Origin of the sequence: Schaalia sp., from assembly GCF_050312375.1 — a bacterium.
Lineage (GTDB): Bacteria > Actinomycetota > Actinomycetes > Actinomycetales > Actinomycetaceae > Pauljensenia > Pauljensenia hyovaginalis.
On sequence record NZ_JBNOYB010000027.1, the window covers coordinates 1 to 25,550 of the forward strand.

The window sequence follows — 25,550 nt, forward strand, 5'->3', positions numbered from 1 at the left end:
GATCTGCACCCCACCGGGTGCCGGCCCGCTGCTCCCAGGAGAAGAACCATGGCACATCTCAAAGACGGCGTCGAACTCATCGACGCCAAACCCGTCCCGAGACCGGGGCGCTGGGCGAGCGCCGTCATCGTCGCCCTCATCGCAGCGGGCATGGCCCGTGCGCTCGTCACGAACCCGAACTTCCAATGGGGAGTCGTCGCCCAGTGGCTCTTCTCCAAGACGATCGTCTCGGGCGTCGCCTACACCCTGCTCCTCACGGTCATCGCCATGGCGATGGGCACCGCCCTCGCGATCACCATGGCGGTCATGCGCCAGTCGGTGAACCCGATCCTGCGGGGAGTCGCCACCGCCTACATCTGGTTCTTCCGCGGCACGCCGATCTACACGCAGCTCATCTTCTGGTCGCTCCTGCCGAGCCTGTATCCGCAGATCAGCCTCGGCATCCCCTTCGCCCCGCCCTTCGTCACCGTCGACACGGCCGCCTACTTCACCCCCTTCTGGATGGCCTTCCTCGGCCTCGGCCTCAATGAGGGCGCCTATCTCGCCGAGATCATCCGCGCAGGCCTGCTCTCGGTCGACAAGGGCCAGTGGGAGGCGGCCACCGCGCTCGGCATGCCGCGTTCGATGATCTTCCGCAGGATCATCCTCCCCCAGGCGATGCGCGTCATCGTCCCGCCGATCGGCAACGAGACGATCTCGATGCTCAAGACGACCTCGCTCGTCTCGGCGATCCCCTACACCCTCGAGCTCACCTACGTCGCCTCGAACAAGGGTCAGAGCCTGTTCAAGCCCCTTCCCCTCCTCCTCACGGCGGCGATCTGGTACCTCTTCATCACGACGATCCTCATGTGGATCCAGTCCCACATCGAACGCCACTTCGGCAAGGGCTTCGATCGCAGGGAGTCCACTTCCGCCCAGCCCGATGTCGACACGCGATTCCTGGATGTGACCCCATGACGAATGCACCGATGGTCCAAGTCGAAGGCGTCCACAAGTTCTTCGGCGATCTTCACGTTCTCAAGGGCATCGACCTCACGATCGCCCCCGGCGAGGTGTGCGTGATCCTCGGCCCCTCGGGTTCGGGCAAATCGACCCTCCTGCGCTGCCTCAATCAGCTCGAGGAGATCAGCGCCGGGCGCGTGCGCGTCGAGGGCGAGCTCCTCGGCTACCGGGAGGATGCGCAGGGCAGGCTCCACGACCTGCCCGACAAGGCGATCGCCCGCCAGCGCGCACGGATCGGCATGGTCTTCCAGCGCTTCAACCTCTTCCCCCACAAGACCGCGCTCGAGAACGTCATGGAAGCGCCCGTGCACGTGGCCGGGGTCGACAAGGCGACGGCGAAGAAGCGCGCCCTCGAGCTCCTCGAGCGGGTGGGGCTGGCCGACCGCGCCGACCACTACCCCTCGGAGTTGTCCGGCGGTCAGCAGCAGCGCGTCGCGATCGCCCGCGCGCTCGCCATGGATCCTGAGATCATGCTCTTCGACGAGCCGACCAGCGCCCTCGACCCCGAACTCGTCGGCGAGGTCCTCCAGGTGATGAAGGATCTGGCGGCCTCGGGCATGACGATGGCCGTCGTCACCCACGAGATCGGCTTCGCCCGCGAGGTCGCCGACACCGTCGTCTTCATGGACGAGGGCGTCATCGTCGAGGCGGGCTCCCCCGCCGAGGTGATCGGAGCGCCGAAGGAGACCCGCACGAAGGAGTTCTTCTCCAAGGTGCTCTGAACTGCGAGTCTCAAGGAACGCACGAGCCCCCGGACGACAGTCCGGGGGCTCGATTCACCAGGGGACGAGGTCTCAGGTGAGCGTCACGAGGTCGAGGTAGGAGTCGTCCCACAGGTCCTCGTCCGCATCGGGCAGGAGGAGCACGCGGTCCGGGTGCAGCGCCGTCACCGCACCCGGATCGTGGGTGACCAGGACGACCGCGCCCTCGTAGGATCCGAGGGCGTTGAGGATCTCCTCGCGCGATGCCGGGTCGAGGTTGTTCGTCGGCTCATCGAGGAGGAGCACGTTCGCTCCGGAAACCACGAGCGTCGCAAGCGCGAGTCGCGTCTTCTCACCGCCGGAGAGCACCGAGACGGGCTTGTCGACGTCGTCGCCGGAGAAGAGGAACTGGCCGAGGATGTTCCGAAGATGCGTCTCATCGAGCTCGGGAGCGGCGTGCGCCATGTTGTCCCGCACGCTCGCCGCATCATCGAGGGTCTCGTGCTCCTGCGCGTAGTAACCGAGCTTGAGGCCGTGACCGGGGATCACCTCGCCCGTATCCGGCGCCTCGATGCCCGAAAGAAGGCGCAGCAGGGTCGTCTTGCCCGCGCCGTTGAGACCGAGGACCACGACCTTCGCGCCGCGGTCGATCGCAAGATCCACGCCCGTGAACACCTCGAGGGACCCGTAAGACTTCGACAAGCCCTCCGCCGTCAAAGGCACCCTCCCCGAGGGCGAAGGATCGGGGAAGCGCAGACGCGCCACCTTCTCCTGGACGGCCTCGGCGCCGACCTGGGCCAGGAGCTCATCCGCCCTGCGCAGCATCTGCTGGGCAGCCACGGCCTTCGTCGCCTTCGCCCGCATCTTCTCGCCCTGGGCGCGCAGCTGCTCGGCCTTCTTCACGGCGTTCGCCCGTTCCTTGCGACGGCGCCTCTCGTCCTCCTCGCGCTGGAGGAGGTAGGCCGACCACCCGAGGTGGTACACGTCGATCTCGGCCCGCGTCGCATCCAAGTAGAAGACCTGGTTGACGGTCTCCCCCAGCAGCTTGACGTCGTGGGAGATCATCATGACCCCGCCGGGGAAGGTCTTGATCCAGTCCCGCAGCCACAGGATCGAATCGTGGTCGAGGTGGTTCGTCGGCTCGTCGAGGAGCAGGACGTCCGCGCCGGAGAAGAGCACGCGGGCGAGTTCCACGCGGCGCCGCTGCCCGCCGGACAGGGTATCCAGGCTCTGCTCGAGGACGCGGTCCTCGAGCCCCAGAGAATGGGCGATCTGAGCGGCCTCGGCGTTCGCCGCCCACCCTCCCTGCGCGGTGAACTGCTGATCGAGGCGCACGTAGCGCTCCATCGCCTTGACCTGCCGGGCGCCCTCGGTCGAAGCCATCTCGTGCTCGGCCTTACGGATCTTCGCGATGATCTCGTCGATGCCGCGCACGGAGATGATGCGCTCCCTCGCGCTCAGCGACTGCTCCCCGATGTGCGTGTCCTGGGCGAGGTAGCCGATGGTGCCGTTCGAGGTGATCGAACCCTCATGCTCGGCCGCCCCCTTGTCCCTCTCACCGGCGAGGAGCCGCATCGTCGTGGTCTTCCCCGCACCGTTGCGGCCGACGAGACCGATCCGCATGCCCTTGTCGATGCGGAAGTTCGCATGACGCACGAGATCGCGGGCGCCGATGCGCAAAGAGAAGTCCGAAACATTGATCACCCGATGATCCTAAGGGTTGTGGGCCGATACACCCCGATCCGGTTGCTCGATTCCGCGCAGGTGAAGGCACAATGGGAGGGAGTTCACGAGAGACGAGGCCCTTCATGATCGATTCCACCGGGACGAGCGAACGCGCCCCCCGCATCTTCGACGTCATCGCCGTCATGTTCGTCGCGTTCCTCCTCATCTCGAACATCGCCGCGACGAAAGTGACGGCGCTGGATGCAGGGCCGATCCACCTCGTGTTCGACGGGGGCGCGATCCTCTTCCCGCTCACCTACGTGCTCGGAGACGTCCTCTCGGAGGTCTACGGATTCGCCCGCGCGAAGCGCGTGATCGTCCTGGGCTTCATCGCCTCGGTCCTCGCCTCCCTCATCTTCCTCCTCGTCCAAGTCGCCCCCGTCGGACCCGGATACGAGAATCAGGCGGCATTCGAAGCGGTCCTCGGTTTCGTCCCGCGGATCGTCGCCGCCTCCGTCATCGGCTACCTCGTCGGCCAGCTCGTCAACTCATTCGTCCTCGTCAAGATCAGGCAGCGCTGGGGGGCCGAGCGTCTCTGGGCGCGCCTCATCGGATCGACGATGGTCGGCGAGCTCTTCGATACTGTGCTCTTCTGCACGATCGCCTTCGCGGGCGTCATCCCCGGTCCCGACTTCCTCAACTACGTCATCACCGGCTACGTGTACAAAGTCGGCGTCGAGGTCGTTCTCCTCCCGATCACGTACCGCGCGGTCGCCCTCGTGAGGAAGCGCGAAGGCCTCGAGCCCCAGGAGGTGCTCGCCGCATGAGCGCGCCCTGGCTCGCCGCCCCGGGGCAGCGCCCCTGGGCGCCCCCGACCGCCGACGACCGCGGTTTCGACCTCGGCACGCGATTGGACGCCGGTTACGGACTCGGACGAACGGGCGTCATCCGCACCGCTCACGGCGACATCCGCACCCCGGCCTTCATCCCCGTCGGTACGAAGGCGAACGTCAAGGCGCTCGTCCCGGAGATGGTGGCGGAGCTGGGCGCCCAGGCGGTCCTCGCGAACGCCTACCACCTCTACCTCCAGCCCGGCTCAGACCTCGTGGATGAGGCCGGGGGGCTCGGCGCATTCATGAACTGGCGCGGGCCCACCTACACGGACTCCGGTGGATTCCAAGTCCTCTCGCTCGGAGCGGGATTCAAGAAGGTCCTCTCCCAGGAGTTCTCCGGCAAGGCGGACCCGAACGACCCCAAGCTCCACATGCAGGCGGTCAAGGCCTCCGAGGCGGTCGTCGACGAGGACGGGGTCGTCTTCCGCTCCCACATCGACGGCACCCGCCACCGCTTCACCGCCGAAGTGTCGATGAGGATCCAGCACGAGCTCGGCAGCGACATCATGTTCGCCTTCGACGAGCTCACCTCCCTGCTCCACCCGCGCTCGTACCAGGAGGAATCGCTCGAACGGACGCACGCCTGGGCAAGGCGCTGCCTGCGCGCCCATGCGCGCCTGACCGAGGAGCGCGCCGACAAGCCGTACCAGCAGCTCTGGGGGGTGATCCAAGGCGCCCAATACGAGGACCTGCGCAGGCGGGCGGCCCGGACCATGGCCGCGATGGACGAGGACGGCTGGCGCTTCGACGGCTTCGGCCTCGGAGGGGCCCTCGAGAAGGAGAATCTCGGAACCATCTTGTCCTGGGTGAGCGAGGAGCTCGGCGAGGACCGCCCTCGTCACCTCCTCGGCATCTCCGAACCGGAGGACTTCTTCGCCGGAGTCGAGGCCGGAGCCGACACCTTCGACTGCGTCAACCCCTCGAGGGTCGCGCGCAACGCCGCGATCTACTCCCCCGACGGCCGTTTCAATGTGACGAATGCGCGCTTCAAACGCGACTTCTCCCCCCTGGTCGAAGGATGCGGCTGCTACACCTGCACGCACTATTCGGCCGCCTACGTCCATCACCTCTTCAAGGCCAAGGAGATCCTCGCCTCGACCCTGGCGACGATCCACAACGAATGGTTCACCGTCCGTTTGGTCGACGCGATCCGCGAATCGATCGACAATGGGGACTACGTCGCCTTCCGGGACGACATGCTCGGCCGCTACACGCACGACAGCGCGAAGGGATCCCACTCATGAGCTTCAATGAACAGGTGCGCTCGGATTCTTCGCGTGTACGCACCTCGGGGCGCCGCGCGGCCGGCATCGGGGGCGGATCGGTCCTCACGGTGATCGCAGTGCTCCTCATCTCGCATTTCACCGGCATCGACCTCACGGGCCTGCTCCAAGGCGGCGCGGCGCCCGCCCCCTCGTCCTCGACGGCGGGCGTCGATCTCAGCTCCTGCACGAGCGGCGCCGCCGCGAACGAGCGCACGGAGTGCCGAATGGTGACGACGGCGGATTCGCTCGACGCCGTCTGGGACGAGCAGCTGCGCTCCCAGGGCTCCGGGGTCGACTACGCGATGCCGGGCTTCCAGATCTTCCAGGATTCCGTGAGCACGGGCTGCGGATCGGCGAGCTCGGCCACGGGCCCCTTCTACTGCCCCGCCGACCGCGGCGTGTACCTCGACCTCGGCTTCTTCACCCAGATGGAGCGCGAGCTCGGCGCGCGCAACGCCCCCCTCGCGCAGGAGTACGTCGTCGCGCACGAATGGGGGCACCACATCCAGAACCTCCAGGGCGTCTTCCACTCGCACGACACGCGGGAGGCCGGTGAGCAGGGCGCCGGAGTCCGCTCGGAGCTCCAGGCCGATTGCTACGCGGGCCTGTGGATGCACTGGGCCTCGACGACGATCGACCCGGACTCGGGCGTCCCCTTCCTCCAAGCGCCCACCGAGCAGGAGATCGATGACGCCCTCACGACCGCCGAGGCCATCGGCGACGATCGCATCCAGACGAGGTATCAGGGATCGGCCAATGCGGACACGTGGACCCACGGATCCGCGCAGCAGCGCAAGACGTGGCTCATGAAGGGCCTCACTGAGGGATCGATCGCGACCTGCGACACCTGGTCGGCCCCCGTCGTCTGATGGGACGGGAAGAGGAACGTCCTTCCTCGAGGAGGATGATAATCACGATGGGCCCAGCAGCACCGGACCCGGATGGAGGTTCACGGTGAGTGAGGTAGTGGCTGAAGCCAGGCGCTTCTACGATGCGGGCTGCCCCTATGAGATCCCCGTGCCCGAGGGCTCGCTCTTCAGCCTGCTCGAAACGGCGGCGCGCTTCTACCCCGAACGCACGGCCATCGACTACTTCGGGCGCGAGTTCACCTATGCGGAATTCCTCGACATGTCCCTGCGCGCCGCCGCGGTCCTCGTCGCGGCCGGCGTCCGCAGGGGCGATGTCGTCGCCGTCGCCCTGCCCAACACCCCGCAGGCCCTCATCGTCTTCTACGCCTGCATGCGCATCGGCGCGGTCGTCGCCCAGCACAACCCGCTCGCCCCCGCCGCCGAGATCGCCGAGCAGCTCGGGCGCCACGGCGCGAAGGTGGCGGTCGTCTGGGAGAAGTGCGCGCAGGCGTATCCGACCCGCACGACCTCGCTCGACACGCTCTTCACCGTCGATATCACGCGTCTCATGCCGGCATCCCGGCGCATGCTCCTCAAGGCGCCGTTGGCGAAGGCGAGGGCCGCGAAGGCGCACATGCGCTCGGCCCGCCCCAAGGAGGCCCTCTCCTTCGATGACGCCTGCGCACGCGCGGGCCGCGTCGATCCGCAGGTCCCCGGTGCGAGCGGATCGGATCGCGCCGTCATCCTCCACACCGGAGGGACGAACGGCGTCCCCAAGTCGGTGCCCCTCACCCACCGGAACATCGGGGCGAACGTCAATCAGTGCCTCTTCTGGGTCTGGAAGCTCCATGAGGGCGCCGAGACCTTCTGGTCGCTCCTCCCCTTCTTCCACGCCTTCGGCCTCACCTTCTTCTGCTGCGCCGCCGTCGGCAAGGCCGCGACCCAGATCGTCCTGCCGAAGTTCGACGTCGACCTCGCCCTCGATTCTCACCGGCGCAGACCCGTCACCTTCTTCGTCGGCGTCCCGCCGATGTTCGAACGCATCGAGCGCCGCGCGGCCCAGACCGGAACACCCCTGACCTCGATCCGCTACTCCGTCGCCGGGGCGATGCCCCTGTCGACGGAATCGGCGAAACGCTGGGAGGAGGCCACGGGCGGGATGATCGTCGAGGGCTACGGCCTCACGGAGACCTCGCCCGTCCTCATGGGCGCCCCGCTGTCGGATCAACGCCGGCACGGCGTCCTCGGCCTCCCCTTCGCCTCGACCCGGGTCCGTCTGGTCGACCTGGAGGATCCCGGTCGTGATGTGGACGCGGGTGAACCGGGCGAGATCCTCGTTCGAGGACCGCAGGTCTTCGACGGCTACCTCGATGCGCCCGAGGAGACCGCGCGGGTCTTCACCGAGGACGGCTGGTTCCGCACGGGCGATGTCGGGATCCTCGACGACGGCTTCATCCGCATGACCGACCGGAAGAAGGAGCTCATCCTCTCCGGCGGATTCAACGTCTACCCGAGTCAGGTCGAAGCGGCGATCCGCGGGCTTCCCGGGGTCAAGGACGTCGCCGTGGTCGGCATCCCCTCGGGCGACGCGAAGGAGGAGGTCGTCGCGGCCCTCGTCCTCGAGGAGGACGCCGAAGCGATCACCCTCGAACAGGTGCGCCTCTGGGCCGAGCGCAGGATCGCCCACTACGCCCTCCCCCGTCTCATCGCCGTCCTCGCCGATCTTCCGAGGAATCCCCTCGGCAAGGTGATGCGCCGCAAGGTCCGCGACCTCATCATGTCCGGATCGGCGCAGTCCTCGCCCCGCCCGGCCGCGGACGAGGAGATCCCGGACGTGCCCGCGGCCGAATGAGCTGGCGGCGCATGCGCTGAGGGGGGGCGGGATCTCACGATCCCGCCCCCTCAGCCATCGGCTTCAGGCCCGCGCCGTCGGCCTCAGACGTTGAATCCGATCGCGCGGAGCTGCTCTCGTCCATCGGGTGTGATCCGATCCGGCCCCCACGGCGGCATCCACACCCACGAGATCGTCACCTCGGTGACGAGGGGGCTGAGGACCATCTGCGCCTGGCGCTCGATGACATCGGTGAGCGGGCACGCCGCGGAGGTGAGGGTCATCTCCAGGATCACGGAGTCGTCCTCGCCGATCTGCACGCCGTACACGAGGCCGAGATCGACGATGTTGATCCCGAGTTCCGGATCGATGACGTCCTTGAGGGCCTCGAGGACGTCGCCTCCCGAAACCGAACCGCGTTCGACGACGTCCGTTCCGTTGATCGACGAGGCCTCCCCTGGATCGGGCGCCTGACCGAATCGCTGTTCGACCGGTTCTGATTGGGCCATGGGATTGCTCATGCCTGTTCTCCTGCGATATCGGTTCCGAGCTTCGCGACGGCGTCGCGCAGGGCGTACCAACCGAGCAGCGCGCACTTCACGCGGTTGGCGAATTGCGAGGTGGACTCGAGGGCCGCCGCGTCTCCGAGGAGATCGAGGACGTCCTCACCGACTCCCTGGTTCCTCGAGTGCATCATCTCCTCCATCGCGGCGTATCCCGCGCGCACCTCGTCGAGGGAGGCGCCCGCCACGAGGTCGGCGAGCATCGACAGGGAGGCCTGGGAGATCGAACAGCCGTCGCCGTCCCACACGAGGCGGGCGATCTTTCCCTGATCATCGAGGGAAACGCCCAGGGTGACCTCGTCGCCGCAGGTCGGATTCACCTGGTGGGAGGACGCCTCGACGTCCTCGACGGGCCCGGCTCCGTGCCTGGCCCGGGCGTGATCGAGGATCACCTGCTGGTAGAGCTGATCGAGACTCGACATCATTGGCCTCCGAAATACGAACGGACGCGTCGCAGCGACGCGAGGAAGCGATCGATCTCCTCGATCGAATTCATCGGCGCGACGGACGCACGGGCGGATGAGCGCACGCCGAAGAAGGTGTGGAGCGGGATCGCGCAGTGGTGCCCGACGCGGATCGCCACATCGTCGGCGTCGAGGACCTGCCCGACATCGTGGGGGTGCACGCCCTCGACGGCGAAGGCGACGACGCCGATCCGGTCGGTGTCATCGGCCGGCCCGAGGAGGCGCACCCCCTCGATGTCCGCCACGCCCTCGAGCATGCGCGCCATGAGAACGGACTCGTGGGCGCGTACGCGCTCCATGCCCAGGTCCGAGAGGTAGCGCAGGGCCTGAGTCCACCCCGCGATCTGGGCGACCGGCTGCGAGCCCGCTTCGAAGCGCTCGGGAGGGGGCATGTAGCTCGCCGTCTCCATCGTGACGTTCTCGATCATCGAGCCTCCGGCGAGCACCGGCGGCATGAGCTCGAGCAGCTCGCGCCTGCCCCACAGCGCGCCCGCGCCCGTGGGCCCGAGCATCTTGTGGGAGGACATGACCGCGAAGTCGACGCCGAGGGCGGCGAGGTCGATGGGCATGTGCGCGCTCGACTGGCAGGTGTCGAGGAGGACGAAAGCGCCGACCGCCCTGGCCGCCGCGACGATCTCGGCGACCGGGGAGATCGCCCCCGTCACATTCGACGCGTGGGTGAAGGCGACGAGCCTCGTGTTCGCCGTGATCACGCCCAGGGTCTCCAGATCGATCCGCCCGTCCGGGGTGAGGTCGAGCCAGGCGAGCTCCGCACCGGTCCTGGCGCAGAGCTCCTGCCAGGGCACGAGATCGGCGTGGTGCTCCGCCCTCGTCGTCACGATCCGGTCGCCCGGGCCGAGCCTCAAGGGTTCAGCTGCGGCGCCTCCGCGTCCGGCCGAGGCGTGCCCGATGGAGAGCGCCACGAGGTTGATCGCCTCGGTCGCGTTCTTGGTCCAGACGATCTCGTCGGGCCGGCCGTTGATGAATGCGGCGAGCGCCGTGCGCCCGTCCTCGAAGGCCGCCGTCGACTCGTCGCCCAGGAGATGCGTGCCCCTGTGAACGGCGGCGTTGCGCCTGCGGTAGAACTCCGCCTCGGTCTCGATGACGGAGGCCGGCTTCTGCGAGGTCGCCGAGGCGTCGAGGTAGGCGATCGGGTTCCCGCCCCGGCCGATGCGGTCGAGGATCGGGAAGTCCGACCTGATCGCGGCGAGCTCGCGCGCATCGAAGGCGGCGGCGTGCGTGTGCATCCCCAAGAGTCCGCTCACCCGAGGTACTTGTCGTAGCCCTCGTCCTCGAGTTGATCGGCGAGCTCGGGCCCGCCCTCGGCGACGACGCGTCCCGCCACGAAGACGTGGACGTGACTGGGCTTGATGTAGCGCAGGATCCGCGTGTAGTGCGTGATGAGCATGACGCCGCAACCGGTCTCGTCATGAACGCGGTTCACGCCCTCGGAGACGATGCGCAGCGCATCGACGTCGAGGCCGGAATCGGTCTCATCGAGAACGGCGAAAGAGGGGCGCAGCAGCTCCATCTGGAGGATTTCGAGGCGCTTCTTCTCACCGCCGGAGAAGCCGACGTTCACATCGCGCTCAGCGAAGTCGGAATCCATGCGGAGCTTGTCCATGGAGGACTTGACGTCCTTGACCCACTGGCGGATCTGGGGCGCTTCACCGTCGATCGCGGTTTTCGCCGTGCGCAGGAAGTTCGAGACGGAGACTCCCGCGACCTCGACCGGGTACTGCATCGCGAGGAAAAGGCCGGCCTTCGCGCGCTCATCGACGCTCATCTCCGTGATGAGCTGATCGTCGAGCCACGCTTGGCCCTGCGTGATCTCGTACTCCGGGTGGCCGGCGAGGGCGTAGGCCAGCGTGGACTTGCCCGAACCGTTCGGGCCCATGATCGCGTGGACCTCACCGGAGTTGATCGTGAGATTCACGCCCTTGAGGATCTCCTTGGGGCCGTCGGCCGTTTCGACGGTGACGTGGAGATCCGAGATTTTCAGGGTCGACATTGTTCCTCCTGCTTCCGGCTCGAGCCGGGTGGTCGTTGCTGGCCTTCGCGGCTCAGATGGTTCGGGACTTGGCGAGTTCGGCTTCGACGGACTCCATGAGGTGATCGACCACCTCGGGGACGCCGATCTGGTTGATGAGTTCGGCGAAGAAGCCGCGCACGACGAGGCGGCGGGCGTCGGCCTCGGAGATGCCGCGGCTCATGAGGTAGAACAGCTGCTCATCGTCGAATCGGCCGGTCGCCGAGGCGTGGCCCGCCCCCTTGATCTCGCCGTTCTCGATCTCGAGGTTCGGCACAGAATCGGCCTTCGCGCCCTCGGTGAGCACGAGGTTGCGGTTGAGCTCGTAGGTGTCCGTGTCGTCGGCCGCCTCGCGGATGAGGCAGTCGCCGATCCAGACCGCGTGAGCGTCCTGACCCTGGAGGGCGCCCTTGTAGGTGACGCGCGAGTAGCAGTCCGGCTGGGAGTGATCGACGAAGACGCGGTGCTCGAGATGCTGGCCGGCGTCGACGAAGTAGAGGCCGAGCATGGTGAGCTCGCCGCCGGTGCCCCTGAAGTCCGTGTCGGAGCTGATGCGCACGAGGTCGCCGCCGAAGGTGACGACGATGTGGGTGAACTTCGCGTCCTTGCCGAGCGAGAGGCGATGATTCGAGGCGTGCAGGGTCGTGTCGTCCCATTCCTGGATCGAGACGAGCGTCGCCTTCGAGGCGTCTCCCGCACTGAACTCCACGGTCTGGTTGAGGGCCGCCCCGGCGCTCCCCCGATGGGTGAGGATGATGGTCGCCTCGGCGAGTTCACCGACCTCGATCCGCAGATGCTGGGCGCGCACGTCCTCGACGGCGTCGATCTCGACGCGGATCGGCTCAGTGATGACGGCGCCCTTCGGAACCGCGACCACGGTCGAGTTCTCGAATGCGTTCCACGCGACGACTGCCGTGCGGTCGCCGGGGGCGAGCACGGTGCCCAGGCGCGGATCCCGGCGGTCGACCCTTTCGACGAGCACGCCCTCGGGCGCCTGGACGCGCAGCGGGGCGTCGCCCTCGGCGTAGTTGCCCGTCTCGAACAGCTTCTCGATCCGGCGCATGGGCGTGAAGCGCCAGTCCTCCTCGCGCCCGCCCGGAACGGGGATCGCATCGAGGTCGAAGGATGTCGGCCGGTCGGCCCTGGAGGCGTGCCCGCCCTTGCCGACTGCGCCGTGGGAATGCGGTGTGGCCATTGCGTATTCAGTCGTCATATCAGCCGACCGATCCTTCCATCTGCAGTTCGATGAGGCGGTTGAGCTCGAGGGCGTACTCCATGGGGAGCTCCTTCGCGATCGGCTCGACGAAGCCGCGCACGATCATCGCCATCGCCTCGTTCTCATCGAGACCGCGACTCATGAGGTAGAAGAGCTGATCCGCGGAGACCTTCGAAACGGTCGCCTCGTGCCCCATCTCGACGTCGTCGGTGCGCACATCGACATAGGGGTAGGTGTCGGTCCGCGAGACCTTGTCGACGAGGAGCGCGTCGCACAGGACGTTCGACTTGGAATGGCGCGCCCTCGAATTGACCCGGACGAGGCCGCGGTAGGAGGTGCGCCCGCCTCCGCGGGACACCGACTTCGAGACGATCGAGGACGAGGTGCGCGGCGCCATGTGAACCATCTTGGCGCCCGTGTCCTGGTGCTGGCCCGGGCCTGCGAAGCCGATGGAGAGCGTCTCGCCCCGGGCGTGCTCGCCCATGAGGTAGCAGGCGGGGTACTTCATCGTGATCGCGGCGCCCATGTTGCCGTCGACCCATTCCATCGTGCCGCCCTCTTCGACGACCGCGCGCTGCGTGACGAGGTTGAGGACGTTCGTCGACCAGTTCTGGATGGTCGTGTAGCGCACGCGCGCGCCCTTCTTCACGAAGATCTCGATGACGCCCGAGTGGAGGGAGTTCTCGTCGTAGATCGGCGCCGTGCAGCCCTCGACGTAGTGCACGTAGGAGCCCTCATCGGCGATGATGAGCGTCCGCTCGAACTGGCCGAGGGCCTCGGTGTTGATGCGGAAGTACGCCTGGAGAGGGATGTTGACGTGCACGCCCGGCGGCACGTAGACGAAGGAGCCGCCCGACCATGCGGCGGTGTTGAGGGCGGAGAACTTGTTGTCGCCGGAGGGGACGGCCTTGCCGAAGTACTCCTGGAAGATCTCCGGATGCTCCTTGAGGCCGGTGTCCGTGTCGAGGAAGATGACGCCCTGGCGTTCGAGATCCTCCTGGATCTGCTGGTAGACGACCTCGGACTCGTACTGGGCGGCGACGCCCGCGACGAGGCGGTTCTTCTCGGCCTCGGGGATGCCGAGGCGGTCGTAGGTGGTGCGGATCTCCTCGGGGAGGTCCTGCCAGTCCTTCACCTGCCGGTCCGTCGGATTGACGTAGTACTTGAAGGCGTCGAAGTCGATGCCCGACAGGTCCGGGCCCCAGGTCGGCATGGGCTTGCGGTCGAAGATCTCGAGCGCCTTGAGGCGGCGCTCGAGCATCCACTCCGGTTCGTCCTTGTGCGCGGAGATCGAACGGACGACATCCGCGTTGATTCCGTATTCGGCGTCCTTGGAGTAGTCGTCGTTGTCGCGCCATCCGTACTCGTAAGCGCCGATCGACTCGATGATCTCGTCATCGGTCAATGGACGGTCATCGAGGTCTGGGACCTGCGGTGACTGGGTCATATCTTCAGCCTCTCATCAATTCTGGGAGCGGGACTGCGAACGCAGCGCCGCTCGGGTCGCCGGGTGGATCACCGGGACGGCCACGGGGATGTGGGTCGTGCACACGTGTTCACCACCGGCGAGCGTGGCCAGGCGTTGGACGTGAACGTCGAGGAGTCGGGAGAAGGCCCTGGTCTCGGCCTCGCAGAGCTGCGGGAAGTCGTCGGCGACCTCTTGGATCGGACAATGCCCCTGGCAGAGCTGCACGGCGAAACCGTTCGGGCCGATCTCCCTGACCGTGGCGGCGTAGCCGTCCTGGGTCAGGGCGTCGGCGAGCGCCTGGGCGCGGATCTTGGGATCCGTGCCCGCATCGCGGACGATCGGAGCGTAACGCCTTTCGATCTCCCGCGAACGGGCCGCGGCGAAGGCTTCTACGGCGTCCGCCCCGCCGACCTGCCCGAGATAGCCCAGGGCTTTCACGGCGAGTTCGGAATAGCCTTCGGCAAGGCGAGCGTGGGCGCCGCGACTGGCGACGTAGTGGCGCGCGGGACGCCCCCTTCCGCGTTTGCCCGCGGACCTCGGCTCGTGCTCCTCGATCTCCTCGGAGTCGAGGAGGATCGTGATGTGGCGCCGTACCGCGGCCGTGGTCAGGTTGAGGATCCGCGCGATGACGCTCGCCGTCACCGGACCCTTTTCGACGATGAGGTCGAGGACCTGTTCACGGGTGCACGCGTCCGGTTGGTCTGACACAGCGCCTCCGATCATCTCTCCACGTTCGAACGATCAGAGTTTACGCCGTTTTACGCACGTTCCGCTTCACGAAATTGCATGGTGAGTGAGATCCCACCCCGTCTAGCGCAACCAGTGCGCATCGACCGGCCTGAGCCCCTCCCACTTCCTCGCCCGCGCGGCATGAGCGGCGAGGATGCCCGCGACCGCGGAGGGATTGTGGATCCGCCCTTCGAGGACGAAGGACACGGCCTCGTCGAGCGCCACCCACGCGAGGACCAGGTCCGCCTCCTCGTCTTCGCGCGCGAAGGGCGCGGGCGCGGGTGAGAGCTCACGGGCGAGGAAGATCCTCAAAGACTCGTCCGTTCCCCCGGGGGAGGTGAAGAAGTCGACGAGGACGTCCCAGCGCCCGGCCAGGAGGTCCGCCTCCTCCTCGAGCTCGCGAGCGGCGGCCAGGTGCGCAGGCTCGCCGTCGATGTCGAGTAGACCCGCGGGGATCTCCCAGAGCAGGGCGCCCACGGGGTGGCGGTACTGGCGTTCGAGGAGGATCTCCTCACGGCCCGCCCCGCCTCGCATCGCGACGACCGCCACGGCTCCCGGATGCGCGGTGTACTGACGCAGCACGGGGTCGGAGCCCGGCGAGAGGCGGACGAGGTCCTCTTCCAGACCGATGATCCTCCCCCGCCACAGCTCCCGGTGCTCGACCACTTCGCGCGTTTCCTTGGCATCGCGAAGATCCGCCGCCTGCTCCGCGCTGAGTTCTTCGAGGCTCATTCCGCGTCACCGCCCTCGGCCAAGGCCTGTGCGCCGCGCGAGGAGTAACGGCCCTTATGGCGTTCGAGGCCGGCCGCGATGAGCGCGGCGAACAGCGGATGCGGGCGGGTAGGACGCGACTTGAACTCGGGGTGGGCCTGCGTGGCGAGGTAGAAGGGATGGATCGACTCGTCGAGCTCCACGAATTCGACGAGGCCGCCGTCGGGTGATGTTCCCGAGATGCGCAGCCCGACCGATTCGAGGCGCTCCCGGTAGGCGTTGTTCACCTCGAAGCGATGACGGTGGCGTTCGCAGACCTGCGTCGTCCCGTAGGTCCTGGCCACGAGCGAGCCTTCGGCGAGCACCGCGTCGTAGGCGCCCAAGCGCATCGTTCCGCCCAGATCCCCCTCGCCGGACACGATCCCCCGCTGGGAGTCCATCGTGGCCACGACGGGATCGGGGGTGTCCGGATCCATTTCGGTCGAGGAGGCTCCTGCCAGGCCGAGGAGGTTGCGCGCCGCCTCGATCACCATGCACTGGAGCCCGAGGCAGAGGCCGAGGGTCGGGACCCCGTGCTCGCGCGCCCAGCGCAGGGCGCCGAGCTTGCCCTCGATGCCGCGCACGCCGAAACCGCCCGGGACGACGATCGCGTCGACCCCTGCGAGTTCGCGGCTCGCCCCCTCGGGCGTTTCGCAGGTGTCGGAGGCGACCCAGCGGATGTCGACGCGCGCGTTGTTCGCGAATCCTCCGTGCCGGATCGCCTCGGAGACGGACAGGTAGGCGTCATGAAGGTCGACGTACTTGCCGACGAGGGCGACCTCCACGCGGTACTTCGGGGAGTGGACGCGCTCGAGGAGGCCGTTCCACTCCGTCCAGTCGACGTCGCGGAACGGGAGGGAGAGGCGCTGAACGAGGTAGGCGTCCAGGCCCTCGCGGTGCAGGGTCGGCGGGACCTCGTAGATCGAGTTCGCATCGGCGCATTCGATGACCGCATCCCGGTCGACGTCGCACATGAGGGCGATCTTGCCCTTCACGCCCTCGGGCAGGGGGCGATCGGTCCGCAGGACGAGGGCGTCGGGCGCGATGCCGATGGAGCGCAGCGCCGCCACCGAATGCTGCGTCGGCTTCGTCTTGAGCTCGCCGGCGGCCGGGAGGAAGGGGACCAGGGAGACGTGGACGAAGGCCACCTTGTCCCGCCCGAGGTCGGCGCGGACCTGACGGGCGGCCTCCAAGAAGGGCTGGGACTCGATGTCGCCGACCGTGCCGCCGATCTCGGTGATGATGACGTCGGGGATCTCGCCGGCGGCGTTCGGCGTCGCCTGGGAGCGCATGACGCGCTTGATCTCATCGGTGATGTGCGGAATCACCTGGACGGTGTCGCCGAGGTACTCGCCGCGGCGTTCCTTCGCGATGACGCTCGAGTAGACCTGGCCCGTCGTCGCATTCGCATCGCCGGAGAGCGCGACGTCGAGGAAGCGCTCGTAGTGGCCGATGTCGAGATCGGTCTCGGCCCCGTCCTCGGTGACGAAGACCTCACCGTGCTGGAAGGGATTCATCGTGCCCGGATCCACGTTGATGTACGGATCGAGCTTCTGCATGACCACCGATAGGCCCCTCGACCTCAGGAGGCGGCCCAGGCTCGACGCCGTCAGGCCCTTCCCCAAGGAGGAGACGACTCCGCCGGTGACGAAGATGTGTGCCGGGATTGTGTGATCCATAGTGGAATTGCGCATTGATGTCATCACCATGGGACTCCATCATAACAAGAAGGAGCGCGCCCCTGCGGATCGTCCGAGGGGCGTGCTCGCGTACTCGTGTCCCAGGTCAGGGAAGCTCCGGCATGACCCGGGTCGCGCCCTCCCCGACGCCGAAGGCTCGAGCACTCGCCGAGGCGTCGCGCAAAGCGATGGCGGCGGCGTAGACGCTGAGTGCGGATCCGGGGGTGTCGATCGAGGTGATCTGAGCGCCGGTGGCGCGCAGCATCGCGGCCATCGAGGTCGAATCATGGGCGTCGGCGATGATGAGCCCGGACTTCGGGGCAGAGGTGAGGGCCCGTGCGAGGCCGCTCCAGGCTTCCTGGGAGGCGAGTGACGCCGCCGATTGCGCGTCGGCCGTCCCCTTCGAGGAGTCGCGCGCACCCACGACGACGAGAGCCTGCGCCGCGCCCTTCGGATCGGTGTCGAGGTGGAGGATCGGCGTGGAGTCGTCGGTGAGGATCTGCGTGACGAGTTCCGTTTCAGCGCCCGTGGAGGTCAGGGCCGCGACGATCCCGTACGCGATCGTCGCATCCGAGGTGGCGTCCGAGGGAAGGTTCGGCAGGTGCGAGGCCAAAGGCGTGGCGAGGGTGTCACGGTAGGTGGCCATCGTCTGCGCCTGCCAGTTCTCGGACAGGGAGGCGTGACCGACGACCTGCGCCCCCGCGCTTTCGAGGCCGTCCGAGACCGCTGTGACGTCCTCGGCGGAGGCGCCGGGCAGGGCGATCATCGCCACCTTGAGATCTGCGAGCACCCCGTCGAGGCGCGACTGCGCGAGTTCGGCGAGAGCTTGCGCATCGGCGTCCGAAATGCGCTGAGCGGCGGCGAGGGCGTCCGCGTCGACGGCGGCCCCTTCGGCCTGCGGTCCGGCGAGCGCGGAGGAGATACGGGCCTGCAAGGGGCCTGCGCCCAGGACGATCCCGACCGCGAGGGCGGCGAAGACGGCGACGAGCGAGACGATGTGATAGCGGAAATTCAGCATGGACTACTCCTCAGACGAGGCCCGACCAGGACCCTGGATCGGTGGCGGCGGCGAAAGGATTCGCCCAGGTGGTGATCGAGGTGAACAGGTCGTGCCCCCAGGGGGTCGACCACAGGGCGGCGCCCAGGCAGGCGAGCATGGCGAGGAGCAGCACGATGAGCCAGCCCCCGCCGATTCTCGGACGGTGCGTCGCCGCGACGGCGCGGGCGGAGATGAGCGCGTCACCGGCGGCGAGCCGGGAGAAGAAGGACGGTGCCATCGCCGATCGGCCGCGGTCGACGAAGTCATCGAGGTCATGGCGCCCGCCGGCGACGACGATCGAGGTCGCGCCCGAATGCGTGGCGACGAGGATCGCCGCGTCTTCGCTCGTCCCCGACATCTCGACCTCCGCGCAGGAGAGCCCCATGCGATCGAGGCGTTCGCGCCCCGGGGCGAGTCCGTCGTGTCCGCGCCGCACGACCCGGTGCTTCGCCCTGCGCAGCGGCTTCTCGTCGATCCGGTCTGTGTCCCCGACGACGAGATCCGGCATGCATCCGGATTTCGCCGCGAGGTTGGCGCCCGCATCGACCCCGATGACGTAGGGGGCGGCATCCGCGATCCAGCGCTTGGCGCGCGCGAGATCCGATTCGGCACGCGCGTCGTCGAGGACGAGCAGGACCGGGCGCGAAGCGATCTGCGCGGAGTAGGTGGGGACGCCTTCGCCTCTAAGCACCGCCCCGTCGAGCGCGAGGTATTCATCGATCGTCGCGGCGAAGGACCCGATCTGCGTGGAGATCGTGCGCCGCAGTTCCCGTTCGTCGCGTTCGAGGTCGCTCGGATCGAGCCTGCGCCCCGAGGCGATGACGACGCCGTCGCGCCGCACTTCGGATCCGCGGATCTCGAGTGTCTGGCCCTCGCGCACCGACATGATGTCGGGTCCGAGGTCATCGATGACGGGGATCCCGGCATCGAGCAGGATCTTCGGGCCGAGGACTTGATGCCTGCCGGAGGTTGAGGGGGCCGCATTCAATACGGCGCTGGGGCGTGCGGACACGAGCGCGTGCGCCGAGGCGCGATCGAGGTCGAGTTGATCGATGACCGCGATCTCGCCCGCTTCGAGGCGCGTCACAAGGGTCCTGATCCTGCCGTCGACGCGCGCGCGAGAGCGAAGATCCGCGCCTGAGGCGCCGGGTGCGTTGAGTTCGTCCATCATCCCTTCGATTGTGGCACGGCCGAGGTCAGGACCTCGATGGCGTGTCGGCGTGCCGCCGGGGAGTGAGGATCTCCACCCATCATGCGCGTCAATTCGGCCTCGCGCTCGGCCCCTTCGACCTTGATCACTCGCGTCGTCCCCTCCTGCTTGCTCACGACGAGGTGCGTCGAGGCGAAGACCGCGACTTGGGGCAGGTGGGTGACGACGAGGACTTGGCGGTTCTTCGCCAGGGCCGCGAGGCGCGCGCCGACTTCCGTCGCGGTGCGTCCGCCGATGCCCGCATCGACTTCGTCGAAGATGAAGGTCGTCGCTTCGTCGCCCTCGCCGAGGACCACTTCGAGGGCGAGCATGATCCTCGAGAGCTCGCCTCCCGATGCGCCTTGACCGAGCGGGCGGGCGTTCGCGCTCGGGTGCGGGCGCAGGAGGATCGTCACCTCGTCGAGGCCGTGGGAGTTCGGTTTCGAGGGCGCGACGAGGATTTCCAGGGCCGCGTCCTTCATCGCGAGCGCCCGGAGTTCGACGCCGACGGCGTCGGCGAGGCGGCTCGCGAGGCGCTTGCGGCTCGTCGTCAGTCTCTCGCCGACCTCGATGACCCGAGACTGGGCGTCCGACAGCCGCTCGCGGATCATCTCGGGGTCCTTGTCGGGATCGACCAGCCGGGCCAATCGCTCGCGCGCTCCTTCGGCCCATTCCAGGAGCCCCGTCGCATCCGAGGCGCGTCCTTCGAGAAGGCTCTTCAGGGCGTGGCGGCGGGACATCACCTGGGACAGGCGTGCGGGATCGGCATCGAGGGCGCGCGCGTAGTCGGCGAGGTCATCGGCGAGCGTCTCCGCATCGATGACGATCGAGCGCAGGCGCGCAGCGGTCTCCTCGAGCGCTTCGTCCATCCGCTTCGCGTCTTCGAGGCGATCGAGCGACTCGCGGAGGAGCCGGGCCGCCCCCGGCTCCTCATCCGCGCCTTGAATCGCGCTGCGGGCGGCTTCGACCAGGCGGCCGAGGTCTTCGACGCTCATCAGGCGCCGGGCCTCGATCCTCAGCTCTTCGTCTTCGCCCTCGTGGATATCGAGCGCGTCGATGAGTTCCAGCGCCTTCGAGAGCTCATCGATCTGTGCACTGCGGGTCGAGGAATCGGCGAGGGCCTCATCGAGTTCCTTCTTGAGGGCGACGGCCGCGCGCCAGTGTTCGGCGTATTCGGCCATGAGGGCGCGATGGCGGGCGTCTCCTGAGGAGTCGAGGAGCGCGCGTTGGGCATTCGGGCTGGTGAGCCGGATCTGATCGGCTTGCCCGTGCACGGTGATGAGCGGGGCGATGGCGCGCGTCAGGCTCGAGGCGGGCACGGGCCTGCCGCCGAGCCTCGCACGGGAACGGCCCTGCGCCGGCACCGTCCGGGAGACGATGAGCTCGCCGTCTTCGACGAGTCCGCCCTCGTCCTGCGCGATCTGCGCCTGGGCGGGATCGACGGTGAAGAAGCCGTCGACCTGCGCGCTCTCGTGGCCGGTCCTGACGAGGCCGGGATCCGCACGGCCGCCCAGGAGGAGGTCGACCGATGTGAGGATCATCGTCTTGCCCGCTCCGGTTTCACCCGTGAGGACGGTCAGCCCCTCTCCGAAGTCGAGCTCGGCGCGGTCGATGACGCCGATCCCTGAGATCTCGATCCTCGTGATCATCGGAGCCCCGTTCGTGGATGGCGGGAGCGCCACCCGCGGACCGGAAGGCTGAGCCTTTCGACGAGTCGCGCGGAGAAAGGGGTCTCGTCGAGGCGCACGAGGCGCACGGGGCGCGCGCCGACCCGGGTCGAGACGAGCGAACCCGCCGGGAGCGGGGTCCTTCTCAGTCCGTCGCACCACATCTCCGGGTCCGTCCAGTTCTCCTCGAGCACCGCCACTTCGAGAAGCGCCGACGGCCCGAGAACGAGGGGCCGTGTGAACAGGCCGTGCGCGGCCAGAGGAGCGAGCACGACCGCCTCTGCATCGGGCCAGACCACGGGGCCGCCCGCGGAGAAGGAGTAGGCGGTCGAGCCGGTCGGCGTCGCGATGATCATGCCGTCGGCGCCATAGGTCGAAACGTCCTGCCCGTCGACGGCGAGGGCGATGTGCACCGGGTGGGCGACGTCGGTGTGAACGACCACCGCCTCATTGAGCGCCCAATCCTTCCGGATGGTCCCGTCGGGTTCGCGGACCTGCACGTCGAGGGTCATGCGCTCTTCGATGTGGAAGTCCTCGCTCGCAATCCTGCGCGCGATGAGCGCGAGGTCCTGGCCGGTCGCCTCGGCGAGGAATCCCATGTGGCCGACGTTGACTCCCAGGAGCGGAGCATTGCGCAGGTGTGCGTGATGGGCGGCCGCGAGGATGGTGCCGTCCCCGCCCATCGCGAGGACGAAGTCCGCTTCCGCATCCGGATCCTCGTGGCGGACGTCGATGCCGAGAGCGCGCAGTTCGCTCGCCATCACCTCGGCGGCGGTGAGCGCATCGGGACGGTGAACGTGCCGTACGAGCATCACCGTGGCGATCATTTCTCTTCCTTCCCCGATCCGGCGGGACCGCGTTCCACCGCTTCGACGATACGCGAATGCAGGTCCTCGTGGGCGATCGGAACGGGATGGGAGGCGCGCATGTACAAGAAGTACTCGACATTGCCGGAGGGGCCGGGCAGGGGCGAGGCCTCGACCGCGACGATGTCGAGGCCTGTGCGGATCGCGCAACCCGCGACTGCTTCAACCGTTTCCACGTGATGCGCCGGGTTCCTCACGACTCCGCCGTGGCCGAGCCGTTCCTTGCCGATCTCGAACTGCGGCTTCACCATGAGGAGGAAGTCCGCGTCCTCGGCGGCCGCATCGACGAGGGCGGGGATGACGAGTTGAAGGGAGATGAAGGACATGTCCCCGACGACGAGCTCCGGAGCCGGTTCGATGTCCCCGGCTTTGAGGGTGCGCACGTTCGTCCGGTCGCGGACTTCGACCCTCGGGTCGGACTGGAGGCTCCATGCGAGCTGTCCGTAGCCGACATCGACGGCGACGACCGATGCCGCTCCTCGGCGCAGGAGGACATCGGTGAAGCCGCCCGTTGAGGCGCCCGCATCGAGGCATCTGCGCCCGGCGACCTTCGGTCCCGCCTCGCCGAGGGCGTCGAGGGCTCCTGCGAGCTTGTGGGCGCCGCGGGACACGTACTCGACTTCATCGCATCCCGTGATCACCACGGCTTGCGCGGGGTTCATCTGACGCGCTGGCTTGAGGATGACCTCGCCGTCGAGCCTGACGCGGCCGGCGGCGATGAGCTCCTGCGCGTGCGTCCTCGACTTCACGAGGCCGCGTCGCACGAGTTCGGAATCGATCCTCCGCAGCTTCACTTCGCCGCCTCGGAGTCCAGGCAGGCTCGAAGGCGTTCGTCGACGCGCGCGAGAGCCTCGATCCGGTCATCGAGTCGAGCGTCCTCGCAAGCGATGAGGATCGACTCGACTTCCGCTTCGATCCCCTCGCCCGCGGGCGACGCCCCTCTCGGCCCCGGAGCGGCCGGGTTCATTCGGCGCTGTCCTCGTCGGCCCCGTCCGTGCTCTCGTCATCCTCACGGTCTTCGGCGTCGAGGTCCGCGGTTTCAGCGAGAAGGCGCTCGAGCTCTTCCTCACCGGGGAGGAAGGCCGGCGTCTCGACGGCCTCGTCCAGCTCGTCCGCGAGGAGACCGAGATCTTCGTCGGCCGCGTCGAAGCCGCCGTCCGTCTCGGCTGCTTCGGGGGCCTCGAGGGGCTCAGGCGCTTCGATGAGGCCGGCCGGATCGCCGTTCTCGACCACGGCGATCGCGGGGCAGCGCACGGCGTTGCCCTTCTCATCCGCGTAGTCCCAGCCGGCTGCGGCGAGGGCGCGGTAGGTGTCGAGCGTGACCGTGCGGGGCGTGTTCTCATCAAGTTCGACGTCGTCGACCGTCAGCGCGCCCCAGCGCGTGACCTTGACGACCTGCGAATCGCCGCAGGTCCAGGTACCGTCGCGATGATGCTTGGCCCGGGGGTGCGCTTCGAGGAGTCCGCGCATGTCGAGTGCGAGGAAGCTCGGTCGCTGTCCGCGCGGCGCGCGGATCACGTCGCGGGCGCCGTGGACGCCGGTGAGCACGTGCATCGCGGGCATTGAAGCGGATACGGCTCCGGAGATGTCCGTCTCCAGCCGGTCGCCGACCGCGATCGGCTTCTCCCCGTCGACGAGCGCCGCGGCGCGGAGGTAGATACCGGGTTCCGGCTTCCCCCCGGCGCGCGGGCGCTTACGGGTCGCGTGTTCGATCGCGCGCACGAGGGATCCATTGCCGAGGGCGAAGCCCCGTTCCTGCGGGAGCGTGGCGTCGAGGTTCGTGGCGTAGAACTCGGCACCGCGCTGAATCGCGAATGCGCCCTCGGACAGGAGCGTCCAGTCGACCGCGGTATCGAGCCCCTGGACGACGGCTGCGGGCTCGTCATCCGCGGAGTCGACGATCACGTACCCCGCATCCTCGAGCGCCTCGCGAAGACCCGCGCCGCCGATGACGAAGACCTTGGCGCCCTCTTCGAGGGTCTCCTTCATGATCGCGATGATGTCCATCGCCGAGGTCATCACCATTTCGGGTTCGGCGGCGAATCCCATCGATCGGAGCTTCTGCGCGACCTGCGCGGGCGTCCGCATCGCGTTGTTGGTGACGAACACGGTCTTCATGCCCGCTTCACGCACGGCGTCAACCGATTCCGATGCGTGTGCGATCGTACGATCGCCGTTCCACGCCGTCCCGTCGAGATCGAGGAGGACCGTGTCGAAGGCTTCGACGAGCGCGGTCTCCATCGCGCGCAGTGCAGTCCGCTTGTTGTCCACATCGGCGTCCGCGAAGAGGGAAAGATCCACGATCTCGGGGTCTTCGAGCTCTTCGGGCAGGCAGGCCTCGACTTCGTCGGCTTCGCTGTCTCGGCCGAGTTCGCGCAGGCGGTCGATCTTGACCTCCATGAGGCGGCGCACGAGGTAGGGATCGCTGTCTTCGGGGAGGACCGCCAGCGCATCATCGACGATGAGAAGGCCGACTTCGTGCTCTCCGAGGTCCGCCCGCGCGCCCGAGGAGACGAGGACGAGCTCGACCTGCTCGGAGAGCTCCATGCCCTCCGTGCTCGTCTTGTCGATGATCTCGACGGCCTTCTCGGGGTGGCCGAGGCCGCGCTCGGCATCGGCTTCGACGGCGCGCAGCGAGTCGTCGCCGCGCATGCGGCGGACTGCGCGGACCTCCCTCAGGGCTTCTTCATAGCGGCCCGACGCGTAGGCGGTCAGGGCGGCTGCCTCGCGCACGACGTCGACGCGCCCGGCGCGCTTTGCCGCTGCGGCTGCGTGCTTGTAGGCCTCCTCGGGGTCCAAGTCGATGAGCTGACCCGCCATCACGAGGTGACGCGCGACGATGTCCTTATTGGGGCCCGAAAGCGTGGCGAGGCCGCGAAGCGCCTGGGCATCGAGTTCTTCTGCCGATACGCCGGCCGGGATGCGCGGTTCGTTCGGATCCGGGGAGATGTACTCCTCCGTCGAGGAGAAGTTCTGGTACTCCGCGTCTCGCGAGCGGGAGCGGTCATTCCGCCCTTGCGGAGCACGAGCGGAGAAACGATCGTCTCCCCTGCCCTTCGAGAATCGGCTCTGCCCCTCGCCCTTGCGGAAGTCGCGCCGGTCCCCGCCGCGGCCGCCGCGCTCGTCACGGCGCTCGAAGCCCCGGCCCCGGCCGCCGTCCCGGAACCCGCCCTCACGGCGGTCCCGGTAACCGCCTTCACGGCGCTCACCACGATCGAAGGAACGCTCACCGCGATCATTGCCGCGCTCATCGCGACGCTCGAAGCCCCGGCCGCCCGGCCTGCGGCCGCCGTCGTCATCGCGCCAATTGGGCCTGCGCTGGAATCCGCCACGACCGTCGTTGGATCGTCCTCGTTCTTCGTACGCCATGGTGAATTCCTCTATTCTCGCGCTCATCGGCGCTTGTACTGTTCTGCACGCAGCGGAACGTCCGTCTGCGGATCTCGATTCCACACCAGTCTAACGAGAAAGCCGTCGAGCTTCAGGGGACTGCGTCATCTTTGTGCGGTGGTCCACGTTCGCTCGCTGTGTGTGGTCTGGTTTGCCGCGTGTTCGCCTGCATGCGTGCGGTGCGTCATTGCGTGGCGTGTCTTTGCCCTACGCCTGCGGCGGATGTTTCGCCGTGTTGGCGTGTTTGCTTGCGTGTGGGTCTGTTCGCGTGTGTGTGCTTGGTTGCCTGTTTGCGC

23 protein-coding genes are annotated in these 25,550 nt (G+C 67.9%); 6 read left to right on the top strand and 17 right to left on the bottom strand.

All coding sequences use genetic code 11. The features are described from left to right. The first annotated feature begins 48 nt into the window (after window positions 1-48). Window positions 49-957, top strand: a complete 909-nt coding sequence (locus ACQY7V_RS01980) for an amino acid ABC transporter permease (RefSeq protein WP_154477735.1) — start codon at window positions 49-51, stop codon at window positions 955-957. After that, a complete protein-coding gene (locus ACQY7V_RS01985) occupies window positions 954-1,724 on the top strand; it encodes an amino acid ABC transporter ATP-binding protein (RefSeq protein WP_428638659.1) in 771 nt (256 codons plus the stop codon). Before ACQY7V_RS01980 ends, ACQY7V_RS01985 begins: the two co-directional genes overlap by 4 nt. 72 nt (window positions 1,725-1,796) lie before the next feature. Here ACQY7V_RS01985 and ACQY7V_RS01990 read toward each other — a convergent pair whose 3' ends face one another. Beyond that, window positions 1,797-3,407 carry an ABC-F family ATP-binding cassette domain-containing protein gene (locus ACQY7V_RS01990; RefSeq protein WP_303777850.1) on the bottom strand — a complete coding sequence of 537 codons (1,611 nt, stop codon included), beginning with the start codon at window positions 3,405-3,407 and terminating at the stop codon, window positions 1,797-1,799. 104 nt (window positions 3,408-3,511) lie between these two features. Here ACQY7V_RS01990 and ACQY7V_RS01995 point away from each other — a divergent pair, with 104 nt between their 5' ends. The 4 genes from ACQY7V_RS01995 to ACQY7V_RS02010 all read left to right on the top strand — a co-directional run bounded on the left by ACQY7V_RS01995 (window position 3,512) and on the right by ACQY7V_RS02010 (window position 8,226). Then, window positions 3,512-4,195, top strand: coding sequence for a queuosine precursor transporter (locus tag ACQY7V_RS01995; protein ID WP_154477737.1), 684 nt, complete (start codon window positions 3,512-3,514; stop codon window positions 4,193-4,195). Continuing rightward, window positions 4,192-5,505 (top strand): tRNA guanosine(34) transglycosylase Tgt, encoded by a 1,314-nt coding sequence (gene tgt / locus ACQY7V_RS02000; protein ID WP_303772192.1) that lies wholly within the window; start codon window positions 4,192-4,194, stop codon window positions 5,503-5,505. Before ACQY7V_RS01995 ends, tgt begins: the two co-directional genes overlap by 4 nt. Then, window positions 5,502-6,395, top strand: coding sequence for a KPN_02809 family neutral zinc metallopeptidase (gene ypfJ / locus ACQY7V_RS02005; protein ID WP_235360859.1), 894 nt, complete (start codon window positions 5,502-5,504; stop codon window positions 6,393-6,395). The genes tgt and ypfJ overlap by 4 nt, the downstream gene beginning before the upstream one ends. A gap of 85 nt (window positions 6,396-6,480) precedes the next feature. Further along, window positions 6,481-8,226 (top strand): AMP-binding protein, encoded by a 1,746-nt coding sequence (locus ACQY7V_RS02010; RefSeq protein WP_235360858.1) that lies wholly within the window; start codon window positions 6,481-6,483, stop codon window positions 8,224-8,226. A gap of 83 nt (window positions 8,227-8,309) precedes the next feature. On the opposite strand, the gene ACQY7V_RS02015 is transcribed toward ACQY7V_RS02010, so the two are convergent. From ACQY7V_RS02015 to ACQY7V_RS02090, 16 genes are all read right to left on the bottom strand, one after another. Continuing rightward, a complete protein-coding gene (locus tag ACQY7V_RS02015) occupies window positions 8,310-8,726 on the bottom strand; it encodes a metal-sulfur cluster assembly factor (protein ID WP_154477746.1) in 417 nt (138 codons plus the stop codon). Then, window positions 8,723-9,190 carry a Fe-S cluster assembly sulfur transfer protein SufU gene (gene sufU, locus ACQY7V_RS02020; protein ID WP_154477940.1) on the bottom strand — a complete coding sequence of 156 codons (468 nt, stop codon included), beginning with the start codon at window positions 9,188-9,190 and terminating at the stop codon, window positions 8,723-8,725. Before sufU ends, ACQY7V_RS02015 begins: the two co-directional genes overlap by 4 nt. Further along, window positions 9,190-10,479 (bottom strand): SufS family cysteine desulfurase, encoded by a 1,290-nt coding sequence (locus tag ACQY7V_RS02025; RefSeq protein WP_428638669.1) that lies wholly within the window; start codon window positions 10,477-10,479, stop codon window positions 9,190-9,192. The genes sufU and ACQY7V_RS02025 overlap by 1 nt, the downstream gene beginning before the upstream one ends. Window positions 10,480-10,493: 14 nt before the next feature. Beyond that, a complete protein-coding gene (gene sufC / locus ACQY7V_RS02030; RefSeq protein ID WP_154477748.1) occupies window positions 10,494-11,243 on the bottom strand; it encodes a Fe-S cluster assembly ATPase SufC in 750 nt (249 codons plus the stop codon). 52 nt (window positions 11,244-11,295) lie between these two features. Continuing rightward, window positions 11,296-12,474 carry a Fe-S cluster assembly protein SufD gene (gene sufD / locus ACQY7V_RS02035; RefSeq protein ID WP_303773200.1) on the bottom strand — a complete coding sequence of 393 codons (1,179 nt, stop codon included), beginning with the start codon at window positions 12,472-12,474 and terminating at the stop codon, window positions 11,296-11,298. 1 nt (window position 12,475) lies between these two features. After that, on the bottom strand, window positions 12,476-13,924 hold the full coding sequence (gene sufB / locus ACQY7V_RS02040) for a Fe-S cluster assembly protein SufB (RefSeq protein WP_154477752.1): 1,449 nt from the start codon (window positions 13,922-13,924) through the stop codon (window positions 12,476-12,478). Between the two features lie 15 nt (window positions 13,925-13,939). Then, a complete protein-coding gene (locus tag ACQY7V_RS02045; protein WP_154477754.1) occupies window positions 13,940-14,668 on the bottom strand; it encodes a helix-turn-helix transcriptional regulator in 729 nt (242 codons plus the stop codon). Between the two features lie 87 nt (window positions 14,669-14,755). Next, a complete protein-coding gene (locus tag ACQY7V_RS02050) occupies window positions 14,756-15,406 on the bottom strand; it encodes an NUDIX domain-containing protein (protein ID WP_154477756.1) in 651 nt (216 codons plus the stop codon). After that, window positions 15,403-17,103, bottom strand: a complete 1,701-nt coding sequence (locus ACQY7V_RS02055) for a CTP synthase (RefSeq protein ID WP_229770362.1) — start codon at window positions 17,101-17,103, stop codon at window positions 15,403-15,405. Before ACQY7V_RS02055 ends, ACQY7V_RS02050 begins: the two co-directional genes overlap by 4 nt. A 106-nt stretch (window positions 17,104-17,209) precedes the next feature. Beyond that, window positions 17,210-18,121: a copper transporter gene (locus ACQY7V_RS02060; RefSeq protein ID WP_154477760.1), complete on the bottom strand. Its 912-nt coding sequence runs from the start codon at window positions 18,119-18,121 to the stop codon at window positions 17,210-17,212. A 10-nt stretch (window positions 18,122-18,131) separates the two neighbouring features. After that, window positions 18,132-19,313 carry a putative cytokinetic ring protein SteA gene (gene steA / locus ACQY7V_RS02065; RefSeq protein ID WP_154477762.1) on the bottom strand — a complete coding sequence of 394 codons (1,182 nt, stop codon included), beginning with the start codon at window positions 19,311-19,313 and terminating at the stop codon, window positions 18,132-18,134. Beyond that, window positions 19,310-20,980: a DNA repair protein RecN gene (gene recN / locus ACQY7V_RS02070; protein WP_303843343.1), complete on the bottom strand. Its 1,671-nt coding sequence runs from the start codon at window positions 20,978-20,980 to the stop codon at window positions 19,310-19,312. The genes steA and recN overlap by 4 nt, the downstream gene beginning before the upstream one ends. Further along, window positions 20,977-21,825, bottom strand: coding sequence for an NAD kinase (locus tag ACQY7V_RS02075; RefSeq protein ID WP_154477766.1), 849 nt, complete (start codon window positions 21,823-21,825; stop codon window positions 20,977-20,979). The genes recN and ACQY7V_RS02075 overlap by 4 nt, the downstream gene beginning before the upstream one ends. Further along, window positions 21,822-22,658, bottom strand: coding sequence for a TlyA family RNA methyltransferase (locus ACQY7V_RS02080; protein ID WP_320785412.1), 837 nt, complete (start codon window positions 22,656-22,658; stop codon window positions 21,822-21,824). The genes ACQY7V_RS02075 and ACQY7V_RS02080 overlap by 4 nt, the downstream gene beginning before the upstream one ends. Next, window positions 22,655-22,831, bottom strand: coding sequence for a hypothetical protein (locus ACQY7V_RS02085; protein ID WP_154477770.1), 177 nt, complete (start codon window positions 22,829-22,831; stop codon window positions 22,655-22,657). Before ACQY7V_RS02085 ends, ACQY7V_RS02080 begins: the two co-directional genes overlap by 4 nt. Continuing rightward, the gene (locus ACQY7V_RS02090; protein WP_428638667.1) at window positions 22,828-25,260 is read right to left on the bottom strand and encodes an HAD-IIA family hydrolase; all 2,433 of its coding nucleotides are present in this window, start codon (window positions 25,258-25,260) and stop codon (window positions 22,828-22,830) included. Before ACQY7V_RS02090 ends, ACQY7V_RS02085 begins: the two co-directional genes overlap by 4 nt. Window positions 25,261-25,550: the final 290 nt, after the last annotated feature.

Bases quoted from the DNA above. Each gene is read 5' to 3' on its own strand.
- ACQY7V_RS02050 (WP_154477756.1), bottom strand. From the start codon at position 15,406: ATGAGCCTCGAAGAACTCAGCGCGGAGCAGGCGGCGGATCTTCGCGAT.
- ACQY7V_RS02085 (WP_154477770.1), bottom strand. From the start codon at position 22,831: ATGAACCCGGCCGCTCCGGGGCCGAGAGGGGCGTCGCCCGCGGGCGAG.
- sufU (WP_154477940.1), bottom strand. From the start codon at position 9,190: ATGTCGAGTCTCGATCAGCTCTACCAGCAGGTGATCCTCGATCACGCC.
- steA (WP_154477762.1), bottom strand. From the start codon at position 19,313: ATGATGGACGAACTCAACGCACCCGGCGCCTCAGGCGCGGATCTTCGC.
- ACQY7V_RS01985 (WP_428638659.1), top strand. From the start codon at position 954: ATGACGAATGCACCGATGGTCCAAGTCGAAGGCGTCCACAAGTTCTTC.
- ypfJ (WP_235360859.1), top strand. From the start codon at position 5,502: ATGAGCTTCAATGAACAGGTGCGCTCGGATTCTTCGCGTGTACGCACC.
- ACQY7V_RS02045 (WP_154477754.1), bottom strand. From the start codon at position 14,668: ATGATCGGAGGCGCTGTGTCAGACCAACCGGACGCGTGCACCCGTGAA.
- ACQY7V_RS02015 (WP_154477746.1), bottom strand. From the start codon at position 8,726: ATGAGCAATCCCATGGCCCAATCAGAACCGGTCGAACAGCGATTCGGT.
- sufD (WP_303773200.1), bottom strand. From the start codon at position 12,474: ATGACGACTGAATACGCAATGGCCACACCGCATTCCCACGGCGCAGTC.
- ACQY7V_RS02055 (WP_229770362.1), bottom strand. From the start codon at position 17,103: ATGGATCACACAATCCCGGCACACATCTTCGTCACCGGCGGAGTCGTC.
- ACQY7V_RS02025 (WP_428638669.1), bottom strand. From the start codon at position 10,479: ATGCACACGCACGCCGCCGCCTTCGATGCGCGCGAGCTCGCCGCGATC.
- sufB (WP_154477752.1), bottom strand. From the start codon at position 13,924: ATGACCCAGTCACCGCAGGTCCCAGACCTCGATGACCGTCCATTGACC.
- ACQY7V_RS01980 (WP_154477735.1), top strand. From the start codon at position 49: ATGGCACATCTCAAAGACGGCGTCGAACTCATCGACGCCAAACCCGTC.
- ACQY7V_RS02060 (WP_154477760.1), bottom strand. From the start codon at position 18,121: ATGCTGAATTTCCGCTATCACATCGTCTCGCTCGTCGCCGTCTTCGCC.
- ACQY7V_RS01995 (WP_154477737.1), top strand. From the start codon at position 3,512: ATGATCGATTCCACCGGGACGAGCGAACGCGCCCCCCGCATCTTCGAC.
- tgt (WP_303772192.1), top strand. From the start codon at position 4,192: ATGAGCGCGCCCTGGCTCGCCGCCCCGGGGCAGCGCCCCTGGGCGCCC.
- ACQY7V_RS02090 (WP_428638667.1), bottom strand. From the start codon at position 25,260: ATGAGCGCGAGAATAGAGGAATTCACCATGGCGTACGAAGAACGAGGA.
- ACQY7V_RS02075 (WP_154477766.1), bottom strand. From the start codon at position 21,825: ATGATCGCCACGGTGATGCTCGTACGGCACGTTCACCGTCCCGATGCG.
- recN (WP_303843343.1), bottom strand. From the start codon at position 20,980: ATGATCACGAGGATCGAGATCTCAGGGATCGGCGTCATCGACCGCGCC.
- sufC (WP_154477748.1), bottom strand. From the start codon at position 11,243: ATGTCGACCCTGAAAATCTCGGATCTCCACGTCACCGTCGAAACGGCC.